A 21,544-nucleotide genomic window follows, 5' to 3' on the forward strand; every position below is an offset into this window, starting at 1 on the left:
ATGAAAAATATAGCATATAAAAAATCAATAACAAGAGAAATACTATCTTCAAAAGCAAGGTTTATTTCAATATTAGCAATAATATTTTTAGGCGTAGCTGTTTATTCTGGAATAAAATCAGCTGGTCCAGACTTAAAAGATTCTATAAACGAATTTTTTAATCAGCAAAACTTAATGGATAGTAAGATAGTATCTAGTATAGGTCTTAATGATAATGATTTAAAGTTACTTGAAAATAACGATAAAATTTTAGATTATTATGCAACACATAGCATAGATGTAAATTTAACTAATACAAATAATGTTGTTAGATTTATGGAGTATAATCCTAATGATTCTATTAATATGAATAATCCTATTGTTATAGAAGGTAGGTTACCTGAAAATAGTGGAGAAATAGCTTTAGATAAAAATGCTTTAAAGGAAAATGAAAATCTAAAAATAAGCGATAATTATACAATAGAATCTGATATAAACTTAGATGAGTATTTTAGTAAGAAAACTTTTAAGATAGTTGGATTTGTTCAAAGTCCTATGTATATAGAAAATATATCTAGAGGGACAACTACTGTTGGAAAAGGAAGTATTGATTATTTTGCAATTTTAAATAGTAGTGATATATCAATGGATGTATATACTGAAATATATGTACGATTTAAAAATGTAGAAAGTCTTGGCTCATATAGTGATGAATATAAAGAAAAGATGGAAGAAAATAATAAGTATCTTGAAGATTTATATTCAAATAGAGCTATAGAAAGAGTTGAAGAAATAAAATCAGAAGCACAAAAAGAGTTTGATAAAGCTTATAAAGAAATAGAAGATGGTGAAATAAAGCTTGAAGATGCTCAAAAAGAAATAGATGATGGGAAGATTCAACTTATTGACGGAAAAAATCAATATAGAGAAGCTGTAGAAAAATATAATCAAGAAATTAAAGATGGTGAATTAAAACTAATTGAAGGTGAAAAGCAATTAGTTGATGGACAAAATGAATTAGATAAGCAAAAAGAACAATTTTCAAATGGAGAAATAAAGCTTCAGTCAGCTAAAGTTGAACTTGATAATGCAAAGCAGGAATTTTTAAATAAAGGAATTGATCCTACTAAAAGTACAAAAGAATATGAGAATCAAATAGAAGGATTAAATATGTTAATTAAAACATATGATGAACTTTCAAATGATATAAAAGAAACAACAAGCAATCTAAAAGATGATGATAGAATTCCAAATGAGAAAATTCAATATTGGAAAGGAATTATATCTAACCAAGGCTTAGGATTAACTGCTTTAAATGATTTAGTAAATGCTTTAGAACAAAATCCAGAAAATATTTCTCTGGCACTTAATATTTCTAATGCTATAGAAGCAGCTAGTAAAACTGTAAGTGAAAATAAATCCAAATTAGATACTTTAGTGGCGGGAATAACTAAGTATCAGCAAGGAGTAACTGCTTATGAAGAGCAAGTTAAAGTATTTAATGAAGGTAAGATAAAACTTGAAGAAGCCGAAAAGCAATTAGATAAAGGACAAGAAGAAATTATAAAAGGAAAAGCAGATCTTGAAGAAGGTAAAACTCAAGGTAAGTTAGAGCTTGATAAGGCTAAGAAAGAGCTTGAGGATTCAGAACAAAAACTTCTTGATGGAGAAAAAGAAATTGCAGAAAATAGAGAAAAGCTAATAGATGGACGAAAAGAAATAGATAAGGAAAAGGAAAAACTAAATGATTTAGATGATAGCAAATATTATTTCTTTGATAGGGAGGATAATCCTGGTTATACAACTTATAAAGGTTCAATTGATAGCTTAGATAAGATAGCTTTAGTATTTCCTGTGTTTTTCTTCTTAGTTGCAGCACTTATATGCTTAACTACAATGACTAGAATGGTAGAAGAAAATAGAGTAGAAATAGGAACACTAAAAGCTTTAGGATATAGAGATTTAGAAATAGCTAAAAAGTTTGTAGTTTATGCAGCATTAGCTAGTATTATAGGAAGTATTCTTGGTATAGCAATTGGAAGTAGCATGCTTCCGTATATAGTTAGCCAAGCGTATTCAGCTTCATTTACTTTACCAAATGTAAATATATATTTTTATCCATCTTATATAATTCAATCTTTAGTAGCTTCAATAGTTTGTACAGTAGGAGCAGCTTTAATTGTATTAAAAGGAGAATTAATAGATAGTCCTTCTAATTTGATGAGAATAAAAGCTCCAAAGGTTGGTAAGAAGATATTATTAGAAAGAATTACACCATTATGGAAAAGATTAAACTTTAATCAAAAGGTTACTTTCAGGAATCTTTTTAGATATAAACAAAGGATGTTAATGACAATCCTTGGTATATCAGGATGCATGGCTATGCTTGTTGCAGGATTAGCCCTTGAAAAATCTAATTCTTCAGTCATGGGTATTCAGTTTGGTAAATTAATTAAATATGATGCTATGGTAATATTTAATGACAAGAATATTGAAAAAGAAAATGAAGAATATAATGAGTCTTTAAATAACTTAAGAGGATATGAAAGTAGCTTAAACATTTATCAAGATTCAGTTACTTTTAGCAAAGAAGGTGTAAGCAAGCAAACTGCCACTATGTATGTACCAGAAAATACAGATGAATTAAATAAGTATATATTACTAAATGATAGAGAACGTGGTATTGAGTACAAATTATCAAATAGTGGAGTAATTATAAATGAAAAACTAGCAAAAATTTTAGATGCATCTGTAGGTGATAATATAATTGTAACAGATTCAAAAAATAATGATTATGAAGTTAAGGTAGATAATATAGTAGAAAATTATGCTGGACATTATATGTATTTATCACCAGACTATTATAAAGAAGTATTTAATAGTGAGCTAATATATAATGCGCAATTATTAAATTTAAATTCAGAAAGAGAAGATGATGATAAAGTATCTACTACTCTTATGGATAACGATAAAGTAATAAATGTTACACTTGCTTCAAAGATGAAGAGTTTAAGTGAATCTGCTGATTTAGGATTAGTTATGATAGTAATAATAGTAGCTTCAGGAAGTTTAGCATTTGTTGTATTATATAACTTAATAAATATAAATGTATCTGAACGTATAAGAGAAATATCTACAATAAAGGTATTAGGTTTTTATGATAGTGAAGTAGCAATGTATATATTTAGAGAAAACATAATACTTACTATATTAGGAATACTTTTAGGTACATTCCTCGGTAAAATACTATATGTATTTTTAGTAAGTACGGCAGAAATGGATAATATGATGATGATACCAACTGTAAATATAAGTGGCTATATAATTGCTGGATTAATTACAATGTTTTTTGCAATATTAGTTATGATAATGATGCATATAAAACTAAAAAAAGTAAATATGGTAGATGCATTAAAATCTATAGAGTAAAGGTCAAAGTAAAGGAAGTCGCGTTTCGCGACTTCCTTTATTTATGAATAGGTTAACTTACTATAGATGGATTATGATGGAGATTTTTAATCCTTTAGAGTATATTATTTGTTGTACTATTATACAGAAATAAAAAATTAGAAGAATATATAAATGAATTAATATTTTAGTAACATAATTATATATTTGTAATACACTATATTAGAAAGCTTTTATATAATTTTGAGGTGATTCAAGATGTTAAATGATTATTGTTTTAATAATAAACTAGAATTCAAATCATTAATATTCAATGCTGGAACAATTAATGATGCTGAAGAAACTTCACCTGACACTGTACCTCTAGGAAGTGCTACTTCTAGTATTAGAATATTAGGATGGCTTCTTCCTCAAGGTGATACAAATGAGTATTCACTAACTTTTAGCGTTCCGAGGGATGCTATTAGGTCTTCAAGAGCTAGGGTGTTTGTTCATTTATTAACCGATAATTCAAATACTCCAATTGGAAATAGGTTTGCAATAAGGTTGTCATCATTATTTACTAGAGTTAATGGAGTAGTAAATATAGCAAATTTAAGGACTATGAATAGAGTTAATATTCCAATACAAAACTCACCAGGAAATTTTCAATATAATCATTATGTATTAGAATTTGAATTAAATGATATTATTAGAGCAGAAGATTTTGCTCTTTTAAGTGTTGCACGTATTCCAAACAATAATGACTTTGCTGGTGCATTACTTCTAACAAGTATAGAGTTTAGATATTTAAGCAATTAAGTTAAAAAGTAAATTAAAAGGTAAATTAAAAATAAGTGGGGCTATTGAAAAATAGCCCTTGTTATTATATCTTCAATAATTACATAAAAATATTGGTTATCCTGTACATTATTATTTCAAAATTTATAATAAACCAAATAATAATGTTTATTTATAATGAAAAAAATAAATATATAAGTGATTGCAGTATTGTATCGATAAAATTGATTTTAAGATTAGAAAGTGTAAAATTTATAGTAAGTTTTACCAGTAAAGGGGCGGTTGTTTTGAATAAACAAACAAGAATAAAAAAATTAAATCAAACAGCATTATTAGCAGCATTATGTTTTGTATCATTTACTTATTTACAAATTAAAATACCAATCCCGGGAGGAAATACAACTTCACTTCATATTGGGAATGCATTTTGTGTCTTAGCTGCATTATTACTTGGTGGATGGTATGGAGGACTAGCAGGAGCAATAGGGATGACTATTGCAGATTTGTTAGATCCTGTATATATAATGGTAGCACCAAAAACATTCATCTTAAAATTGTGTATTGGATTGATAACTGGATTAATTGCACATAGAATTGCAAAAATTAGTGAAAATAATGATAAAAAGTATATTTTTAAGTGGAGCATTATTGCATCTGTTGGTGGGTTGGTTTTTAATGTAGTAGCAGACCCTATAGTTGGATTTTTTTATAAACAATTTATATTGGGACAACCACAAGATGCAGCAGCTATTTTAGCTAAAATAAGTGCAGTTACTACATTGGTAAATGCGATAGTTTCTACAATAGTAGTAGTAATTATATATAATGTATTAAGACCTATATTAAATAAAGAAGGGTTATTAATGAAAATAGACTAAAGATAATATTATGTAGCTTTTCAATTAATTTTTAGTGATAATTATTTTAATTTTTTAATCTAATTTTAATCTTTCTTATATTTTAGATTAATCTTTCCAAAGTATTATATAACCATGATGAATGATTAATAAATACATGGAGGTAAATCAAATGGAAAGAAATGAAATGATTGAAATTATAATTGCAAAAGCTAAGATAACTCGTGAAGAGGCAATAGATGCTTTGGAAAAATGTAACTGGGATGTTGTAGATACTATTATATATCTAGAGAGAAATGGGAAAATAGAAAATAATGAAACTACTACAATAATTGAAGTTAAAGAAGAAGATCAAAAGCAAGAAAAAAATGAAAATAGTAAAAGGTATAAAGAAGGATATGGTGGAATTGGAGAAATCATAGGTAGAATATTTAAATTTATAGGTAAATTTATAAAAAAGGGGAATGAGAACTTTTTTGAAATAAAAAAAGATAATGAAAAGCCAATAAGAGTATCAATAACAGTATCAATACTTCTATTAGTATTTTTATTTGCACCAACTATAGTATTATTAGTAATTGGACTATTCTGTGGATATAAATATTCATTAGCTGGTGCTAATATTAATTATGATGGAGTAAATAGTGTTTTTGAAAAAGCATCAGAATCAGCAGATACTATTAAAAAGGACTTTAAAGAAGGCTATGAGAAATAATGAATGATAATTAGACTTAATGATATGTATTAACTTTCCGATTTTTATAATGACATCTTATAATTTCTGAATTGCCAATTAAATTATCATTAGCAATCAATATTTTTAGCACTAATACTATTTATATCATTGCCTAACATTGTTAGTGCAAGTACTACATCTAATTATTATAAGCCTATACCAACTATTTCAAAAACATATACAGAGGGTTTTCATAAATTTAATAATGCAACTGATGTTGATATAGGCGTAACACTACTTACTCAAGTTCCTACTAAAATTATGATTCTTGATGAAGATATGAATATTCAATTTATTAGCTCAATACCATATAACACTAGATTTTATCTCCGTAATATTGCACCAAAAAAAATAATAGCAATAATTGGTGATGGCGAAGTAGCACTATCATTTGAAAAAAGTAAATAGATTATACTATAAAATTATCTAAATACCGTATATTAAGAAATGAATATACGGTATTTTTTATTTCGAAATAATATCAAATTGGTTATGAGATTATTATTTGTAAAAGTATTGTGCAATTTATTAAAAAATTAATATACTTATCATAAGTAAAATAGTAAAATTTAAATAATATATGTTATTTTTATATGCCATAGATATGGAGGTTTATTTATGGATAAGCATAAGCTAGTAGAGAAATTAAGAAAAAAAACAAATATAAGTTATGAGGAAGCTAAAAAAGTTTTAGAAAATAGCAATTGGGATATATTAGATGCTTTATTGTACTTAGAGGAAAGTGGAAAAGTTGAAAAGCCTTCTGTTAGCATTTTTTATACTAATGAAACAAGATATACTGGAGAAATACAAGTTATTAGAAATAATGAAGAATATAAGTATAAAACTAACAGCAGTTTTCAAGGAATATTTGAAGCTATATGTAAGTTTATAGATACATGTAATAATATTTTCCTAGAGATAAAAAAGGCAAACAAGATATTTTTAAAGATTCCACTTACAGTAGTGATTTTACTTTCGTTTTTTATGTTTTGGATTATTATTCCTTTAATTATTGTTGGACTATTTTTTGATATAGAATTTTATGTTTATGCAAATAGTATCAATACAGATAAAGTTAATAAGATACTAAATGAGATTTCAAAATATGTAAAAGATATAAAAGAGAAGTTTAAAAAGGGTGTTAAGAATGACTAAGATTTTAATAGTTGAAGATGAAGAAAAGCTAGCAAGGTTTATTGAACTTGAGTTAAAACATGAAGGATATGAAGTAGTAAAAGCTAATAATGGAAGAACAGGTCTTGAAATTGCAGAAAAAGGTGAGATGGATTTAATCCTACTTGATATAATGCTTCCAGAAATCAATGGTCTTGAAGTATTAAGAAGGCTTAGAAGAATTTCAGATATTCCAGTTATAATGCTTACTGCAAGAGATGCGATTATGGATAAAGTTTCAGGCCTTGATGCAGGTGCAGATGATTATATAACTAAGCCATTTGCAATTGAAGAATTGCTTGCAAGAATAAGAACAGCGCTTAAAAAGAGAATAGTTACAGTAAAAAAGGATGAAGACATATTAAGATGTGGGTTATTATCATTAGACAAAATGAAGTATAAGGTAATTTATGATAGTACAGAAATAGAGCTTACAAATAGAGAATTTACTTTGTTGCAAATATTAATGGAAAACAAGAATATAGTACTAACTAGAAATACACTTATGGAAAAGGTATGTGGATATGATTATATTGGAGAAACAAATGTTATAGATGTTTATATAAGATATTTAAGAACAAAAATAGATGATATGTTTAAAGTAAAAATAATAACTACAGTTCGTGGTGTGGGGTACGTAATTAAGGATGAGTAAAAAGATTAAAAACAAAAATGTTACATCTATTGCAATAAAGTTAAATTCCATTTTTATAAGAGATTTATTTTTTAAGTTTATTTTAATTGATATATTTATAATTATTATATTTATTGGTATTTGGTGTGTTGAAAGTGAATTAAGTTTTTATGGTGAATTTATAAAAAATGCTCAAAGGTCTTTTAACTTTTATCCTATAGAAACAGCAACTTATAAAGTTGTCTTTGATGATGGAAAGATCATGATTAAAGAAGCTAGTACTTTTTTAAATCTTGTTATAAGAGCTATTAGTGTTATTGGAATCATAGAATTTATTATGCTATTAAATGAAATAATATTTGGTACTTCAAAAAATAGAAAAGTTTTAAAACCACTTAATGAAATAGCAGAAACTGCAAGTAGACTTAGTGATATGGCTTTTGATGAAGAAAAATTTCATAGTCTTGAAGATGCTATATCTAAGATTAGTCCAATTGCATCTGATGAAAGAATTCATATTGGAGATAGTGAACTTCAGGGGTTAGAGGAAGCAATTAATAACTTATTAGATAGAATGAGAGAATCTTATAGACAACAAGCAAGGTTTGTTTCAGATGCTTCACATGAGCTTAGAACTCCTATTTCTGTAATTCAAGGATATGCAAATATGCTAGATCGTTGGGGAAAAGATGATGAAGAAGTATTAGAAGAATCTATTGCAGCTATAAAAAGTGAATCAGAAAATATGAAAAACTTAGTGGAGCAGTTGTTATTTCTAGCTAGAGGTATTAATGGTAAAACTCAACTTAAACTTAGAGAATTTTCACTTAATGATATGATGAAAGAAGTATTAGAAGAATCTCAAATGATAGATAAATATCACACATACACATATATAGATTCAGAAGATATAAAAGTTTATGGTGATATATCCTTACTTAAACAAACAGCTAGAATATTAATAGAAAATGCAGCAAAATACACGGATAAACGTGAAGAGATAATATTAAAATGTGGCAAAAATGATAATAATGAACCTTATTTTTCAATTCAAGATAATGGAATAGGAATGGATGAAAATGACGTAGTTCATATATTTGAACGCTTTTTTAGAGCAGATACTGCAAGGGTTAGAAAAAATGGTGGCACAGGGCTTGGACTCTCTATTGCTAAATGGATTATTGATAGTCACAATGGATATTTTAGCGTCTTGAGTAGGAAAGAAATAGGTACGAGAATAACTGTTTTTCTTCCAGAAAGATAAGAAATGTACTTAAATAATAAACTATGTACAATATTGATAGATGTAAATTTGAAAAAGTACAATATTAAATGTAAGCTCTACGACAAATGTTGTAGAGCTATAATTTTCATTGAGATAAAAATGTAACTAATTAACTTTTAATGCTTGAAATAGTCTAGCAAAAAATCCTTTATTTGCATCTTCCTCCATTTCAACTTCACATTTAGTATAATAAGCATCTTCCATAACTCTTTTAAAGGACTTAACTTCATTTATTAAATGGTCATTATTATTTGAAGATAGCTTAGTAAAATCATCAAAATTATTTTTGAAATCAATTATTAACTCTTCATTTTTATTATCAATTTTAGTTGATATAAACTCTTTAGCATCATTAATTATATTATTATGTATATCATTATTAACTTCATTGATTTTATCTAATTTAACAGTTAGGTATTCTGTAATTTCCTTAGATAAATCATTTTTAAGTTCATTAAGTTTTTTATTTTGAGATTCGATAACAATTGAACTAATGTTATTAAGATATAGGGAGTTTACATTTTGTAAATCGTTAATTAATTGGTCTTTAAAAATATTTAGTTGAATTTGTTGATTTTCTTTAATTAAATCAATTAATTCTTCAACAGATAATAAGTTTCCTTCACTATATTGAATCTCACTATCATTTAAAGGTAATTTGTTATAATATTCATATATTTCTTTTATTGACATGCCTCTATTTTTTAGTTTTATTAAAAGTTCTAGTTTATCTATATCATTATCTTTATAGCGTAATTCTTTATCTAGTATTTCGATTTTTAGTATATCGTCAAATATGTTAGTGTAGTATTTTATATTATCTATACTTTCATTTAATAAGTCAGATACTTGATCTATAGAATAATATAATATTTCTCCTCTTTTTTTATTTAGGATTTTAGAATTGATTTTTTGATTATTTATGTATTTTTCTTTATTATCCATAATAATTTATTCACCCCATTATATTTTCGAACGAACAATAGGATAGCTTAAGTAATAATTATAATTTGATTAAAAAATAAATATAAGGTTATTTTACTTTTTACCGATAATAAATCTATATAGTATGATAGAGGAGAGTTATTATGGAAAAAGACAAAATGTTATTAGTTTCATTAGGGCAAGGTGCTGGAAATATAGTAGATGGACTATTAAGTAAAAATCCAAGATATAATGGATTATTTATAAATAGCAGCTTATTTGATATTAAGCCATTAAGAAATGCAGATATAACAAAAAATGTATATGTTTATCCTGGAGAAGATGGTTCAGGAAGAGATAGAAATAAATCTAAGGAAATGATTAAAGACAACGTCAATTCATTAGCAGCGTTATTAAGTAAATATCCGTTAACAGAAGCCATAGTAGTATTTACAACTATGGCGGGAGGGACAGGCTCTGGTGCAATAAAAACATTCATACAAATAGCGAAAAAAGTACTAAAAAATGCAAAGATTAATGTAGTAGCTATTTTACCTAGCTTAAAGGAAGATGAGTTAGCATTTAAAAATACTATAGAATGTTGGAATGACATAAATAGTGTAATGAATTTAATAAATGACGTTAAATTTGTAGATAATAATAGAAGGAATACATATAAAGAAATAAATAATGAAGTAATTGAAAGTTTAGATCTAGCCTATAATATAATAGGTATTCATGCTGATGGTTGCATTGATAATAAAGATTCTCTAAGAATAAATACTGCAGAGGGATCAGGGCTTATTTTAAAGTTATATGATGGATTAAAGGATGTTAAAACAGCTGTTGATTTAGCTATAAAAAATAGTGTGTTTGTTCAACCAGATATATATGATTGTGATTACTTGGGAATTAATTTAAAAATTGATGGATACGATCCATATGAATTATCTAAGCTATTTGAAGTTTATAGAAGTACATATATAACATATAATGATAAAAATAATATAGTAGTTCTTGGAGGATGCGAAACTCCTACTGAATCAATAAATTTAATAAAGATGGCATTAGATGATAAAAATAAGAGAAAATCAGCACGAAATAGAAAAAGAAGCGTTATTATTGATGTTAATACAGATGATGAAGACAATATTAACATTGAGGAAATGGTTGTAGCTACTAAAAGTGATTTAAATAGTTTATTGGATGAAAACTATAATTTTTAGTTATATAATACATAAAAATACATATAAATAATGTAGTTTCCTTGTTATAAGGAAATTTATAAAAAAGTGACAGCAAATCTACTATTATCTTAGATTTGTTGTCACTTTTAATATTATCATAAAAATTTAAAAGAATTAAATCAAAAGTTTTTAATTTTTATCTTGTAAATTATATACTATGGTATAGAATTTACTTTACTTGATTATTTCCCTTATCCTTGTTATTGTTGTCTCTATTTTTCCCAAAGTTACTTTTATTATTCTTATTTTTGTTATATTGAGAACTACCCATATATATCACCACCTTACTTTAATATTTATTATTTGCGAAAAAGTTTTTGATATTCTATAAAAGCAAGTGTAAATTAAAGCAAATTAGTAATATATAGCTTATTTGTTTGTAGTAGCAATGCAAGGTAGTTTGGAGAAAAATTTTTGTATAATTATTTATTAATTTTTGTATAATTAATTAAAAATAATGCTATGAATATATACTTTGATGTTAAGATTGGTTGATAGAAATTAAGGGTAAAGTTAAATATAATAAGTATGAAAGGTATGATAAATATGATTTGCGAAAATTTAAAAAGATTAAGAAAAATATATCAATATACTCAAGAGCAATTAGCAGAAAAGATAAATGTTTCAAGGCAATCTATTGCAAAATGGGAAAGTGGTGAATCTGCACCTGACATAGCTAGTTGTATTGAACTTGCAAAATTATATAATGTAACAATAGATAATTTAGTTAGCCATTCAGAAGAAGAGACAGGCATTGTAATACCACCAAAAGGAAAATACTTTTTTGGAGCTGTTACAGTTGGTGAACGTGGACAAATTGTTATTCCTAAAGATGCAAGAGAAGTTTTTAATATTAATTCAGGAGATAAGTTATTAATATTAGGAGATGAAGATAGAGGTCTTGCTATTGTACATCAGAGAGACTTGATAAACTTCATAGGGGAAATAGGAATTCCAAGAAAAAATGATGATTAATAGTAAAATAAATTGATAAGGGATGGGTTAATATGAGTAAGATAATATTTTTTTGTATTCCTGCAAGTGGACATACAAATCCTACAATTGAAGTAGTAAGAGAATTAGTAAGTAGAGGCAATGAAGTATGGTATTATTCATTTAATGAATTTAAAGATAAAATTCAAGATGCAGGTGCAAATTTTATAAGTTGTGATGATTATCTTCCAGAATTAAGACCAGAAGATGAGAAAAAAATAGGTAAGGATTTCCCTGCTTTAATAGAAATGGTGGTGGATACGACTATATCTCTAGATAAAAAAGTATCTGCTGAATTAGAAAGTATTAAGCCTGACTGTATTGTATCAGATTCTTTATGCTTTTGGGGGAAATTATTTGCTAAAAAATTGAACATTCCTTATATATGCTCAACAACAACTTTTGCATTTAATAAATATACAGCAAAAATGATGAAGCAAGGGCCTAATGAAATTATACGTATGATTTTGGGCATGGGAAGAATTAATAAAAAATTAGAACTATTAAGAAGTCATGGATATTATGTTAAGGACTTTGTTTCTATGATTCAAAATGATAATGAAACAAATACTATTGTATATACTTCAAAAGAATTTCAACCAATGGTAGATACATTTTCTTCTAAGTATTATTTTGTTGGGCCATCAGTTGCAAATCTTAAAGTTAAACAAGGAGAAAGAATACGCAAAAAAATATACATTTCACTTGGAACTGTAAATAATAAAAATATTAAATTTTATCAAAATTGTATTAAGGCATTTAAAGATTGTGATATAGATGTTGTTATGTCTATTGGAAAGGGTACTTCAATTTCAGAATTAGGTACTATACCAGATAATTTTGAAGTTAGAAATAGTGTAGAACAAATTAAAGTACTTCAGGATGTAGAGGTATTTATTACTCATTGTGGAATGAACAGTGTTAATGAAAGTTTATATTATGGAGTTCCTATGGTTATGTATCCTCAGCAATCAGAACAAGGAATGGTATGCAGAAGAGTTGCTGATTTAGATGCTGGAATAGTTTTAAAGCGTAATAGTCCTAAATGTATTAAGGAAGGAGTGTTAGAGGTTTTTAGTAACCATAAATATAAAGAAAATGCAGAAAAATTAGGGAAGAGTTTTAGAAGTGAAGGAGGATATAAAAAAGCCGCAGAAGCTATATTAAAAATTATAGAGAATTAATAGTTAATAGAATATGGAGATATCTCAAAAAAATAGTTTTTGAGATATCTCCTAAATTTATAACCAAGCGCTGCTATTAAAGAAATCTTTAACATTCTTATATTACTTTAATAGATATATTTTTCAAGGTATCTAAAAAATATATATTCTGAAATTATTAAAGCTTGAGTACGAGAAACTATATTATAATTCTCATGAACAAAAGATGTTGAAGTAACATAAAGAGATTTATCAGCAAGTTTTGATTGAGAATTATTGCTTAAACCGGTAAGCGATATTATTTTAGCACCTCTAGTTTTAGCTATATTTAGTGCCTTTAATACTTGTATAGTTTCTCCTGACATAGATACTGCAAATATAAGATCATTAGATGTTAAAGATGCAGCAGCTATGTACATCATACTACTATCATCATAGTTAAAGGCTGTTTTTCCTATGGTTCTAAATTTTTTTGCCACCTCAGAGCAAACTATTCTAGATGAGCCTTCTCCAAAAAATTCTATTCTATTTGCATTATGTAAAAGATATAAGATTTCTTCTAAAATATCTTCATTAATAAGTTCAATAGATTTATTTATATCTTTAAAAAGGTTAGGTGAATTTTCATTAAAGTGATTGTTAAAAGTTTCTTCAGTGTTTTTTATATTTAATACAAAAGATGCTTTAAATTCTGCAAAACCTGAAAAACCTAATTTTTTGCAGAAGCGAACTATAGAAGCTGGAGATGTATATGTATTTTCAGCTAAATCATTAATTTTAATTGATTTAATATCATTAGCATTTTTCATGCAAAAATTTAAAATGTCTAATTCATTTTTATTTAGTTTATCTGTATTTGTACTTATCATTTTGTAGAAATCCATTGTTTGTCCCCTTTTAAGTTAGTGATAGTCTTATAGTGAAAATTATTTCATCAAATGAAAATTTTTTAACTTTTGAATAAAATTGATAAAGGCTTCAAGAGACTTTAAAAACATTTTCATGCCTAATATAATTATACATGTAGCCGGTACTACAAACAATAATTTAATCTAAGGAGTTGGTAGAGATGAAGAAATTTAATGTGACACTAGTTGGTGGAGGAAGTACTTGGACACCAGGTTTATTACAAACACTATGCAAATTAAAGGAAAGATTTCCGTTAAATAAATTAGTTTTATTTGATATAAATGAAGAAAGACAAGCAGTTATAGGAGAATTTGCTAAAGTATTATTTAAAGAAGAGTATCCTGAATTAGATTTTAAATATACAACTAAGGTTGAAGAAGCATACAATGAGGTTGATTTTGTATTTATGCAAATGAGAACTGGTGGATATGAAATGAGAGAAAAGGATGAAAAGATACCACTAAGCATGGGGCTAATTGGACAAGAAACTTGTGGTGCAGGGGGATTTGCTTACGGGTTAAGATCAATTAGAGATATGATTAATACAGTTAACGATATCAGATCTTATTCAAAAGATGCATGGATATTAAATTATACTAATCCAGCAGCAATAGTAGCTGAAGCAATTAGAAGAGAATTTCCAGAAGATAAGAGAATACTTAATATCTGTGATCAACCTGTAAACCTTTTAAGATCTTATGGAAGAATATTAGGTAGAGACTCAAAGGATTTTGAACCTGTTTATTTTGGATTGAATCACTTTGGATGGTTCACTAACCTTTATGATTCAGAAGGTAATGACTTAGTACCAGAATTAAAGAGTTTGATAAAAGAAAGAGGGTTTTTACCAGTTGATGCCGAACAAAGAGACCAATCTTGGTTAGATACCTATGGCATGGTTAAGAACATGTGTGAAGATTTTAATGATTATCTTCCAAATACTTATCTTCAATATTACTTATATCCAGATTACAAGGTAAAAAAATTAAATCCAGAATATACAAGAGCAAATGAAGTTATGGATGGTAGAGAAAAAAGAGTATTTGAAGAATGCCAAAAAGTAATTGAGCATGGAACTATGGAAGGATGCGAGATGGTCCATAATGATGCACATAGTGAATTTATGATTCAAGTTGCAGAATCTATAGCATATAATCAAGGAAAAATCTTTATTGTAATAGTAGAGAATAATGGAGCAATATCAAATATTCAAGATGATGCAATGGTAGAAGTCGCTGCAGTATTAACAGCTAATGGACCAAGACCACTTAGAGTAGGTAAGATAGGAACTTTCTATAAAGGTTTAATGGAAGCACAACTAGCTTATGAAAAATTAGCTGTAGATGCTTATTTTGAAGGATCTTATGCAAAGGCACTTCAAGCATTAACTTTAAATAGAACAATTGTAGACGCATATAAAGCAAGAAAAGTTTTAGACAAATTGATTGAAGCAAATAGGGAATACTGGCCAGAATTTAAGTAATGATTAAATAAATTAAAAATATTAAAAGAGGATATAAGTTAATAGATTAACTAAATAATACAATGGCAAAGTTGACCTGATTGAGGTATATGTGGAATAGAAAGAAAAATAACAATATCTTAGTCAGGTCATATAAATATTATAAAGAGGGAGAGATATAATTTATGAAAGATTCGAAGTATTTTGCAGCTTTTCAACAATTAGGAAAGGTTCTTATGACACCAGTTATGTTATTACCAATAGCAGGTATTTTACTTGGGATTGGAGCAGCATTTACAAGTACAAATTTAGTAAGTACATTTCCAGTTCTTGCAAACGATTACTTAAAGCTAATCTTTAATTTGTGTAAATCAGCAGGAAATTCAGTGTTTAACTTCTTACCAATAATATTTGCTGTTTCTATAGCAATTGGATATGCAAAAAAAGAAAAGGGGATAGCGGCATTAGCTTCAGTGATAGCGTTTGTAACTATGCATAATGTTATGAGTACATTATTAATACATTTAGGAAAGCTTGATCCAAGTAACTTAGCTACAGGTCAATCATTAGTTTTAGGAATACCTTCATTGGATGTCGGAGTATTTGGTGGAATTATAGTAGGTTTTATGGTAGCTTTTCTACATAATAAATTTTATAATATTGCATTACCACCAGTATTAGGAATTTTTAGTGGAACAAAATTTGTACCAATGATTTCAATATTATGTTCAGTAATTTTAGGTTTTATAATGGCGGGAATTTGGCCAGCAATTCAAGGGGGATTAACTTCATTAAGCAATTTAATTAATTCTACAGGTGCATTTGGAACGGTTATTTACGGTTTATCAGAACGTGCACTTTTACCTTTTGGATTACACCACTTTGTTTATTTACCATTTTTCTTTACTAATTTAGGTGGATCAGCAATAATTGATGGAAATATAGTAGAGGGGGCAGTTAACATATACCAAGCTCAATTGGCTTCTCCTTCAGCCATGTTTGATATTGATGTAACAAGATTTATAATGAATGGTAAAATAATTGTGGCTGCATTTGGTTTAACAGGTGGGGCTTTGGCAATGTATAAAACTGCAAAGTCAGAAAAGAAAAATATAGTTAGGGGATTAATAATTGCTGCAGCAATACCAGCGTTCTTTACAGGCATTACAGAGCCAATTGAATATTCATTCTTATTTGTAGCACCAATGTTATTTGTTGTTCATTCACTTTATTCAGGACTTGCATATTTCTTAACTTATATCTTACAAGTAAACGTTCCAGGAACATCAGCATTTGGGGGACCGTTCTTAAGTACGATATTTAATGGTATAATGCAAGCTGATAAAGGGTCAAACTGGATTTGGATACCTATTTTGGGTGTTATTTTCTTCTTTCTATACTACTTTACATTTAAATTTATGATATTAAAGTTTAATTATAAAACTCCAGGAAGAGAAGATGATGTAATAAATGAGACATCAGAAAATAATAATTTATCTAAAGCAGATATACTATATGATATTATAGAGGGACTAGGTGGACAAGATAATATACTGCACGTGGATGCATGCTTCACAAGATTAAGAGTAAAGGTTAAAAATAAAGAAATTGTAGGTGATGCAAGTCTTTGGAAAAAGCTTGGAGCTAATGGGGTTGTTCAAGTAAGTGATGGTGTACAAGTTATCTATGGTTCTAAAGCGGATGTATACAAAACTCAAATCAGAGAAGTATTAGGGGTTGAATAAATAGATTAAAAGTTAATTAGTAAATACCTTATTATAAATTTTACAATAAAAAATCGTCTTTTAACGAAGAAATTATATAGATAAAAAATCTCTCAATTTTAAATTGAGGGATTTTTTATATTAAGTAATAAATTTTGAATCAGATTTAAATTTCAGTGGTCTTTTTATTTTTTAGAAAGCCATGAGCAACAAAAAATTTCATAATGTGAAATTTTTTTATTTTTGTTTATGTAAAGTGATATAGTATAAACATCAAGAGAAAACATTTACAAAACATTTACAAAAAGATTTACAAAAAGGGAGATGATTGCAATGAAAAAAAATGCAGTAGTTATTGTTGGTGCAGGAAGCACGCATACACCAGGTATAATACAAAGTTTATTACAAAAAAAGGATGATTTTCCTTTAAGAAAATTAGCACTATTTGATATTGATGAGAAAAGATTAAATTTAGTATATGATATTATGAAACAATTTATTGGAGAAACTTATCCAGATCTTGAAGTAATTGTAACAACAGACGAAGAAAGAGCTTATACAGATGTAGATTTTGTTTTTGCTCAAATTAGACAAGGTGGATTAAAATTAAGAAGTTCAGATGAAAAGATTCCATTAAAATATGGAGTAGTGGGACAAGAAACTTGTGGACCAGGAGGATCAATTTCTTATGGTATTCGTTCAATTCCAGCTATAATTCATATGATAAAGACGGCAAAGAAATATTCTCCTAATTGTTGGGTACTAAATTACTCTAATCCAGCAGCAGTTGTTGCAGAAGCTACAAGAAGAGAATTTAATAATGAGAGAGTACTAAATATATGTGATATGCCAACAGCTATTCTTTTATCTTATTCTAAAATGTTAGGTTTAGAAAGCTGGCAATCTTTAGATCCATGTTATTTTGGACTAAATCATTTTGGATGGTTCACAGCTTTATTTGATAAAGATGGAAATGATCGTTTACCAGAATTAAGAGAAATGATATTAACTTCTGGAATGACAGCTTCAAGTGATAAACATCATAAAGATCCAGATTGGCAAAAGACATGGAAGCAATATGCTAAGATAGTGAAAGATTATCCAGATTATTTACCAAATAGTTATCTTCAATACTATTTATATTCATCAGATATGGTATCTAAAATGAATATAAATCGTACAAGAGCAGATATGGTTATAGAAGGCCGTGAAACAGAAATGTTTGAAGAACACAAAAAATACTTAGAATCACCAGAAACTTATAAGAGCCCATTACAAGAATTTACAGTATTCGGAGATTTTATAGTTGATGCAGCAGCATCTATTGCATACAATAAAGGAGAACGTTTCCTAGTAATAGTGGAGAATAATGGGGCTATTCCTAATATTCCAGCTGATGCTATGGTAGAAGTACCAGCATATATACGTTCATGGGGACCAGAGCCTGTATCAATATCTGCAATACCAACTTTCTATAAAGGAATGATAGAAAATCAAGTAGCTTCAGAAAAATTAGCTGTTGATGCATATTTTGAAAATTCTTATGAAAAAGCATTACAAGCTATAGCAATAAATAAAACTGTACCATCTACAACAGTTGCAAGACAAATATTAGATGATCTAATTGAAGCAAATGGTGAGTACTGGCCAGAGTTAAAATAGTATTGACTTCAGATAAAGGGGAGATTTTTATGGATAAGCAAAAATTATTTAGCTCATTTCAAAAGCTAGGTAAAGTTTTAATGGCACCAGTTTTATTACTTCCTATTTCAGGAATACTTGTTGGAGTAGGAAGTGCATTCACTAATGCGAGCTTAGTTAAAGTAGCTCCGTTTTTAGGAAATGACTTTTTCTCTTTACTTTTTCAACTTATGAAAGATGCGGGGAACGTTGTAAATAATAATATTTCAATAATATTTGCAATATGTATCGCTTATGGATATGCTAAGTCAGAGAAAGCTACAGCAGCATTATCAGGTTTCTTAGGATATATGACAATGAATACTGTTATGGGGAGCTTCTTAATTGCTAGGGGAATTATAGATACAAGCAACTTACTAACAGGTCAAAAGGCAATTTTAGGTGTAGTAACACTAGATACAGGAGTATTTGGTGGAATAATAATTGGTCTTATAGTAAGTTATCTTCATAATAAATATTATAAGATTCAATTACCACCAGTATTAGGTATATTTAATGGAACTCGTTTTATACCAGCAATTACTATTATCGTAGCAAGTTTTGTAGGAATAGCTTTATCATTTGTTTTTCCACCAATACAAAATGCTTTACAGCTTTCTTCTGAATTCATTAACGCAACAGGCGTATTTGGAGCCTTTGTATATGGATTTGCTGAACGTATATTGCTACCTTTTGGGTTACATCATTTTATATATCTACCATTCTTCTTTACATCACTTGGTGGAGTAATGGAGATTGGCGGTCAAACAGTAGAAGGTGCAGTAAATATATATAATGCTATATTAAATACTCCAGGAGCGATGTTTGATATCAACATAAGCCGTTATGTAATGAATGGAAAAGTATTATTTGCAATGTTTGGTTTGGTTGGAGCAGCACTTGCTATATATAAAACAGCTCATAAACAAAATAGAAAAAAGGTAGCTTCCCTTATGATAGCTGCAGTAATACCTTGTGCATTAATGGGAATTACAGAACCATTAGAATATAGCTTCCTATTCGTAGCACCTATACTTTTTGGAGTGCACGCATTATTATCAGGTATAGCTTATATACTTACTTATATTGTTTCATTTAATATAGCTGGACCATCAGCATTTGGAGGACCATTACTATCATGGATATTCAATGGAATACTAAATGCAGATAAAGGATCAAATTGGTATTGGTTACTTATTCTTGGACCTATATACTTTGTTATATACTACTATGTATTTAAATTTGTAATAATTAAGTTTGATTTAAAAACTCCAGGTAGAGAAGTTCAAGAAAGTAAAGATGAAGTAGTAAGCGAAAGTTGTACAGGTGATTTAATTCCTAGAATAGTAGAAGCTGTTGGTGGCAAGGAAAACATTTTAAAAGTTGAAGCATGTTTTACAAGATTACGTTTATCCTTGAAAGATAAATCAATAATAAAACCAAATGAGTACTTTAAAAATGAATTATCTGCTAATGGAATCGTTAAGGTTGCAGATGGAGTACAAATAATTTATGGTAATAAGGCTTCTGTTTATAAGACTGAAATGAGAGAATTTTTAGGATTAGAATAATAATAATACAAAAAATATAGGTTAGTTTTCACTACCCTATATTTTTTGTATTATAAGCATGTATAATATAAATTGTATATATTAAATAAAGCGGAGGGAATCATGTACTCATTTTTTTCTAATTTGAAAAGATGTGTAGAAGAAATAACAGAATATTCTTCTACTGATAGTTATATAGCTCAATTTATTTTACATAATCATGACAAGATACCTAAAATGACTATATTTGACATTGCAAAAGAATGCAGCACGTCAGCAGCTACGGTAACTAGATTTTGCAAGCGCGTCAACAATTCAAGTTTTAAGGAATTAAAAGAGGATGTTGTAGTCTATAACGAATTTTTAGAAGGTGAAATAAATCATAAGAGTATTGATAATAATGAAATAGATATGAATAGTAATGAGATTTTAGAAAACTATTTTGAATCAGTTTATAAATCATTTAATGAAACTAAAAAGTTAATTAATGAAAACAAATTGGTTAGAGCAGTTGAATGGATTTATGAAGCTAAATCTATTTATGTTTTTGGTAGCTCTTTTTCTAATATTGTTGCTAAAAATTTGAGTGAAAAATTTACTCGCTTAGATAAAACTACGTATTCTTTTCCTACATTAAAAAGCCAACTATTAGCTATAGAGAATATGAAAAATGATGATGTTGCAATAATAATATCATTTTCAGGTACAACAAGACATATAAAACAGATACATACAATGTTAAAAGAAAAGAATATAAGGGTAATTTGGATTACATCTCAAAGGGAAACCAATAACTCATTTAAGGAAATAAGATTATTAGTGAGTCCAATAAAAATGGATTATTTCCAAACTGCAATAATTCAAGATCATGCATTAAATAGTGTAGTTGATATTTTATATATCTATTATGCGCAATTGTATAATCAATAATTATAGCAAATTAAAGTAAAGAATAATTTGTGGTATATGGGAGCTGTCACACAATTTTTAATTTTATATGCTACATTAAATGGATTTATAAGACAGCTCCCTAGATT

18 protein-coding genes are annotated in these 21,544 nt (G+C 27.6%); 16 read left to right on the forward strand and 2 right to left on the reverse strand.

Features of this window, described 5'->3' with window-relative positions; all coding sequences use genetic code 11:
• The 8 genes from I2A75_RS02635 to I2A75_RS02670 all read left to right on the forward strand — a co-directional run bounded on the left by I2A75_RS02635 (position 1) and on the right by I2A75_RS02670 (position 8,834).
• Entirely contained in the window at positions 1–3,408 is a 3,408-nt protein-coding gene (locus tag I2A75_RS02635) for an FtsX-like permease family protein (RefSeq protein WP_195262917.1), read from the forward strand.
• Positions 3,409–3,645: 237 nt separating this feature from the next.
• Positions 3,646–4,188, forward strand: a complete 543-nt coding sequence (locus I2A75_RS02640) for a hypothetical protein (protein ID WP_195262918.1) — start codon at positions 3,646–3,648, stop codon at positions 4,186–4,188.
• Positions 4,189–4,454: 266 nt separating this feature from the next.
• Positions 4,455–5,045 carry an ECF transporter S component gene (locus I2A75_RS02645; RefSeq protein WP_243241960.1) on the forward strand — a complete coding sequence of 197 codons (591 nt, stop codon included), beginning with the start codon at positions 4,455–4,457 and terminating at the stop codon, positions 5,043–5,045.
• A 151-nt stretch (positions 5,046–5,196) separates the two neighbouring features.
• A complete protein-coding gene (locus tag I2A75_RS02650; RefSeq protein WP_195262920.1) occupies positions 5,197–5,739 on the forward strand; it encodes a DUF4342 domain-containing protein in 543 nt (180 codons plus the stop codon).
• A 129-nt stretch (positions 5,740–5,868) separates the two neighbouring features.
• Entirely contained in the window at positions 5,869–6,168 is a 300-nt protein-coding gene (locus tag I2A75_RS02655) for a hypothetical protein (protein WP_207733748.1), read from the forward strand.
• Positions 6,169–6,378: 210 nt separating this feature from the next.
• Complete coding sequence (locus tag I2A75_RS02660; protein ID WP_195262921.1) at positions 6,379–6,918, forward strand: ubiquitin; 540 nt, start codon at positions 6,379–6,381, stop codon at positions 6,916–6,918.
• Complete coding sequence (locus I2A75_RS02665) at positions 6,911–7,591, forward strand: response regulator transcription factor (protein WP_195262922.1); 681 nt, start codon at positions 6,911–6,913, stop codon at positions 7,589–7,591. The genes I2A75_RS02660 and I2A75_RS02665 overlap by 8 nt, the downstream gene beginning before the upstream one ends.
• Positions 7,584–8,834, forward strand: a complete 1,251-nt coding sequence (locus I2A75_RS02670) for a HAMP domain-containing sensor histidine kinase (RefSeq protein ID WP_195262923.1) — start codon at positions 7,584–7,586, stop codon at positions 8,832–8,834. Before I2A75_RS02665 ends, I2A75_RS02670 begins: the two co-directional genes overlap by 8 nt.
• A 126-nt stretch (positions 8,835–8,960) precedes the next feature.
• Here I2A75_RS02670 and I2A75_RS02675 read toward each other — a convergent pair whose 3' ends face one another.
• Entirely contained in the window at positions 8,961–9,800 is an 840-nt protein-coding gene (locus I2A75_RS02675; protein WP_195262924.1) for a helix-turn-helix domain-containing protein, read from the reverse strand.
• Between the two features lie 143 nt (positions 9,801–9,943).
• On the opposite strand from I2A75_RS02675, the gene I2A75_RS02680 reads away from it, so the two are divergent.
• The 3 genes from I2A75_RS02680 to I2A75_RS02690 all read left to right on the forward strand — a co-directional run bounded on the left by I2A75_RS02680 (position 9,944) and on the right by I2A75_RS02690 (position 13,203).
• Entirely contained in the window at positions 9,944–11,005 is a 1,062-nt protein-coding gene (locus tag I2A75_RS02680) for a cell division protein FtsZ (RefSeq protein ID WP_195262925.1), read from the forward strand.
• Positions 11,006–11,554: 549 nt separating this feature from the next.
• A complete protein-coding gene (locus I2A75_RS02685) occupies positions 11,555–12,001 on the forward strand; it encodes a helix-turn-helix transcriptional regulator (protein ID WP_347707746.1) in 447 nt (148 codons plus the stop codon).
• A 32-nt stretch (positions 12,002–12,033) separates the two neighbouring features.
• Positions 12,034–13,203: a macrolide family glycosyltransferase gene (locus tag I2A75_RS02690; protein ID WP_195262926.1), complete on the forward strand. Its 1,170-nt coding sequence runs from the start codon at positions 12,034–12,036 to the stop codon at positions 13,201–13,203.
• A gap of 107 nt (positions 13,204–13,310) precedes the next feature.
• On the opposite strand, the gene I2A75_RS02695 is transcribed toward I2A75_RS02690, so the two are convergent.
• A complete protein-coding gene (locus I2A75_RS02695; protein ID WP_195262927.1) occupies positions 13,311–14,066 on the reverse strand; it encodes a MurR/RpiR family transcriptional regulator in 756 nt (251 codons plus the stop codon).
• Between the two features lie 185 nt (positions 14,067–14,251).
• Between I2A75_RS02695 and I2A75_RS02700 the strand changes: the two genes are divergently transcribed.
• The 5 genes from I2A75_RS02700 to I2A75_RS02720 all read left to right on the forward strand — a co-directional run bounded on the left by I2A75_RS02700 (position 14,252) and on the right by I2A75_RS02720 (position 21,437).
• Positions 14,252–15,574, forward strand: coding sequence for a 6-phospho-alpha-glucosidase (locus I2A75_RS02700; RefSeq protein WP_195262928.1), 1,323 nt, complete (start codon positions 14,252–14,254; stop codon positions 15,572–15,574).
• A 164-nt stretch (positions 15,575–15,738) separates the two neighbouring features.
• Positions 15,739–17,298 carry a PTS transporter subunit EIIC gene (locus I2A75_RS02705; RefSeq protein WP_195262929.1) on the forward strand — a complete coding sequence of 520 codons (1,560 nt, stop codon included), beginning with the start codon at positions 15,739–15,741 and terminating at the stop codon, positions 17,296–17,298.
• Positions 17,299–17,610: 312 nt separating this feature from the next.
• Positions 17,611–18,939: a 6-phospho-alpha-glucosidase gene (locus tag I2A75_RS02710; RefSeq protein ID WP_195262930.1), complete on the forward strand. Its 1,329-nt coding sequence runs from the start codon at positions 17,611–17,613 to the stop codon at positions 18,937–18,939.
• A gap of 29 nt (positions 18,940–18,968) precedes the next feature.
• Positions 18,969–20,528 (forward strand): PTS transporter subunit EIIC, encoded by a 1,560-nt coding sequence (locus I2A75_RS02715; RefSeq protein ID WP_195262931.1) that lies wholly within the window; start codon positions 18,969–18,971, stop codon positions 20,526–20,528.
• Between the two features lie 102 nt (positions 20,529–20,630).
• On the forward strand, positions 20,631–21,437 hold the full coding sequence (locus I2A75_RS02720; protein WP_195262932.1) for a MurR/RpiR family transcriptional regulator: 807 nt from the start codon (positions 20,631–20,633) through the stop codon (positions 21,435–21,437).
• The last annotated feature ends 107 nt before the right edge of the window (positions 21,438–21,544 follow it).

This window comes from Clostridium sp. 1001275B_160808_H3, from assembly GCF_015550425.1.
GTDB lineage: Bacteria > Bacillota > Clostridia > Clostridiales > Clostridiaceae > Clostridium.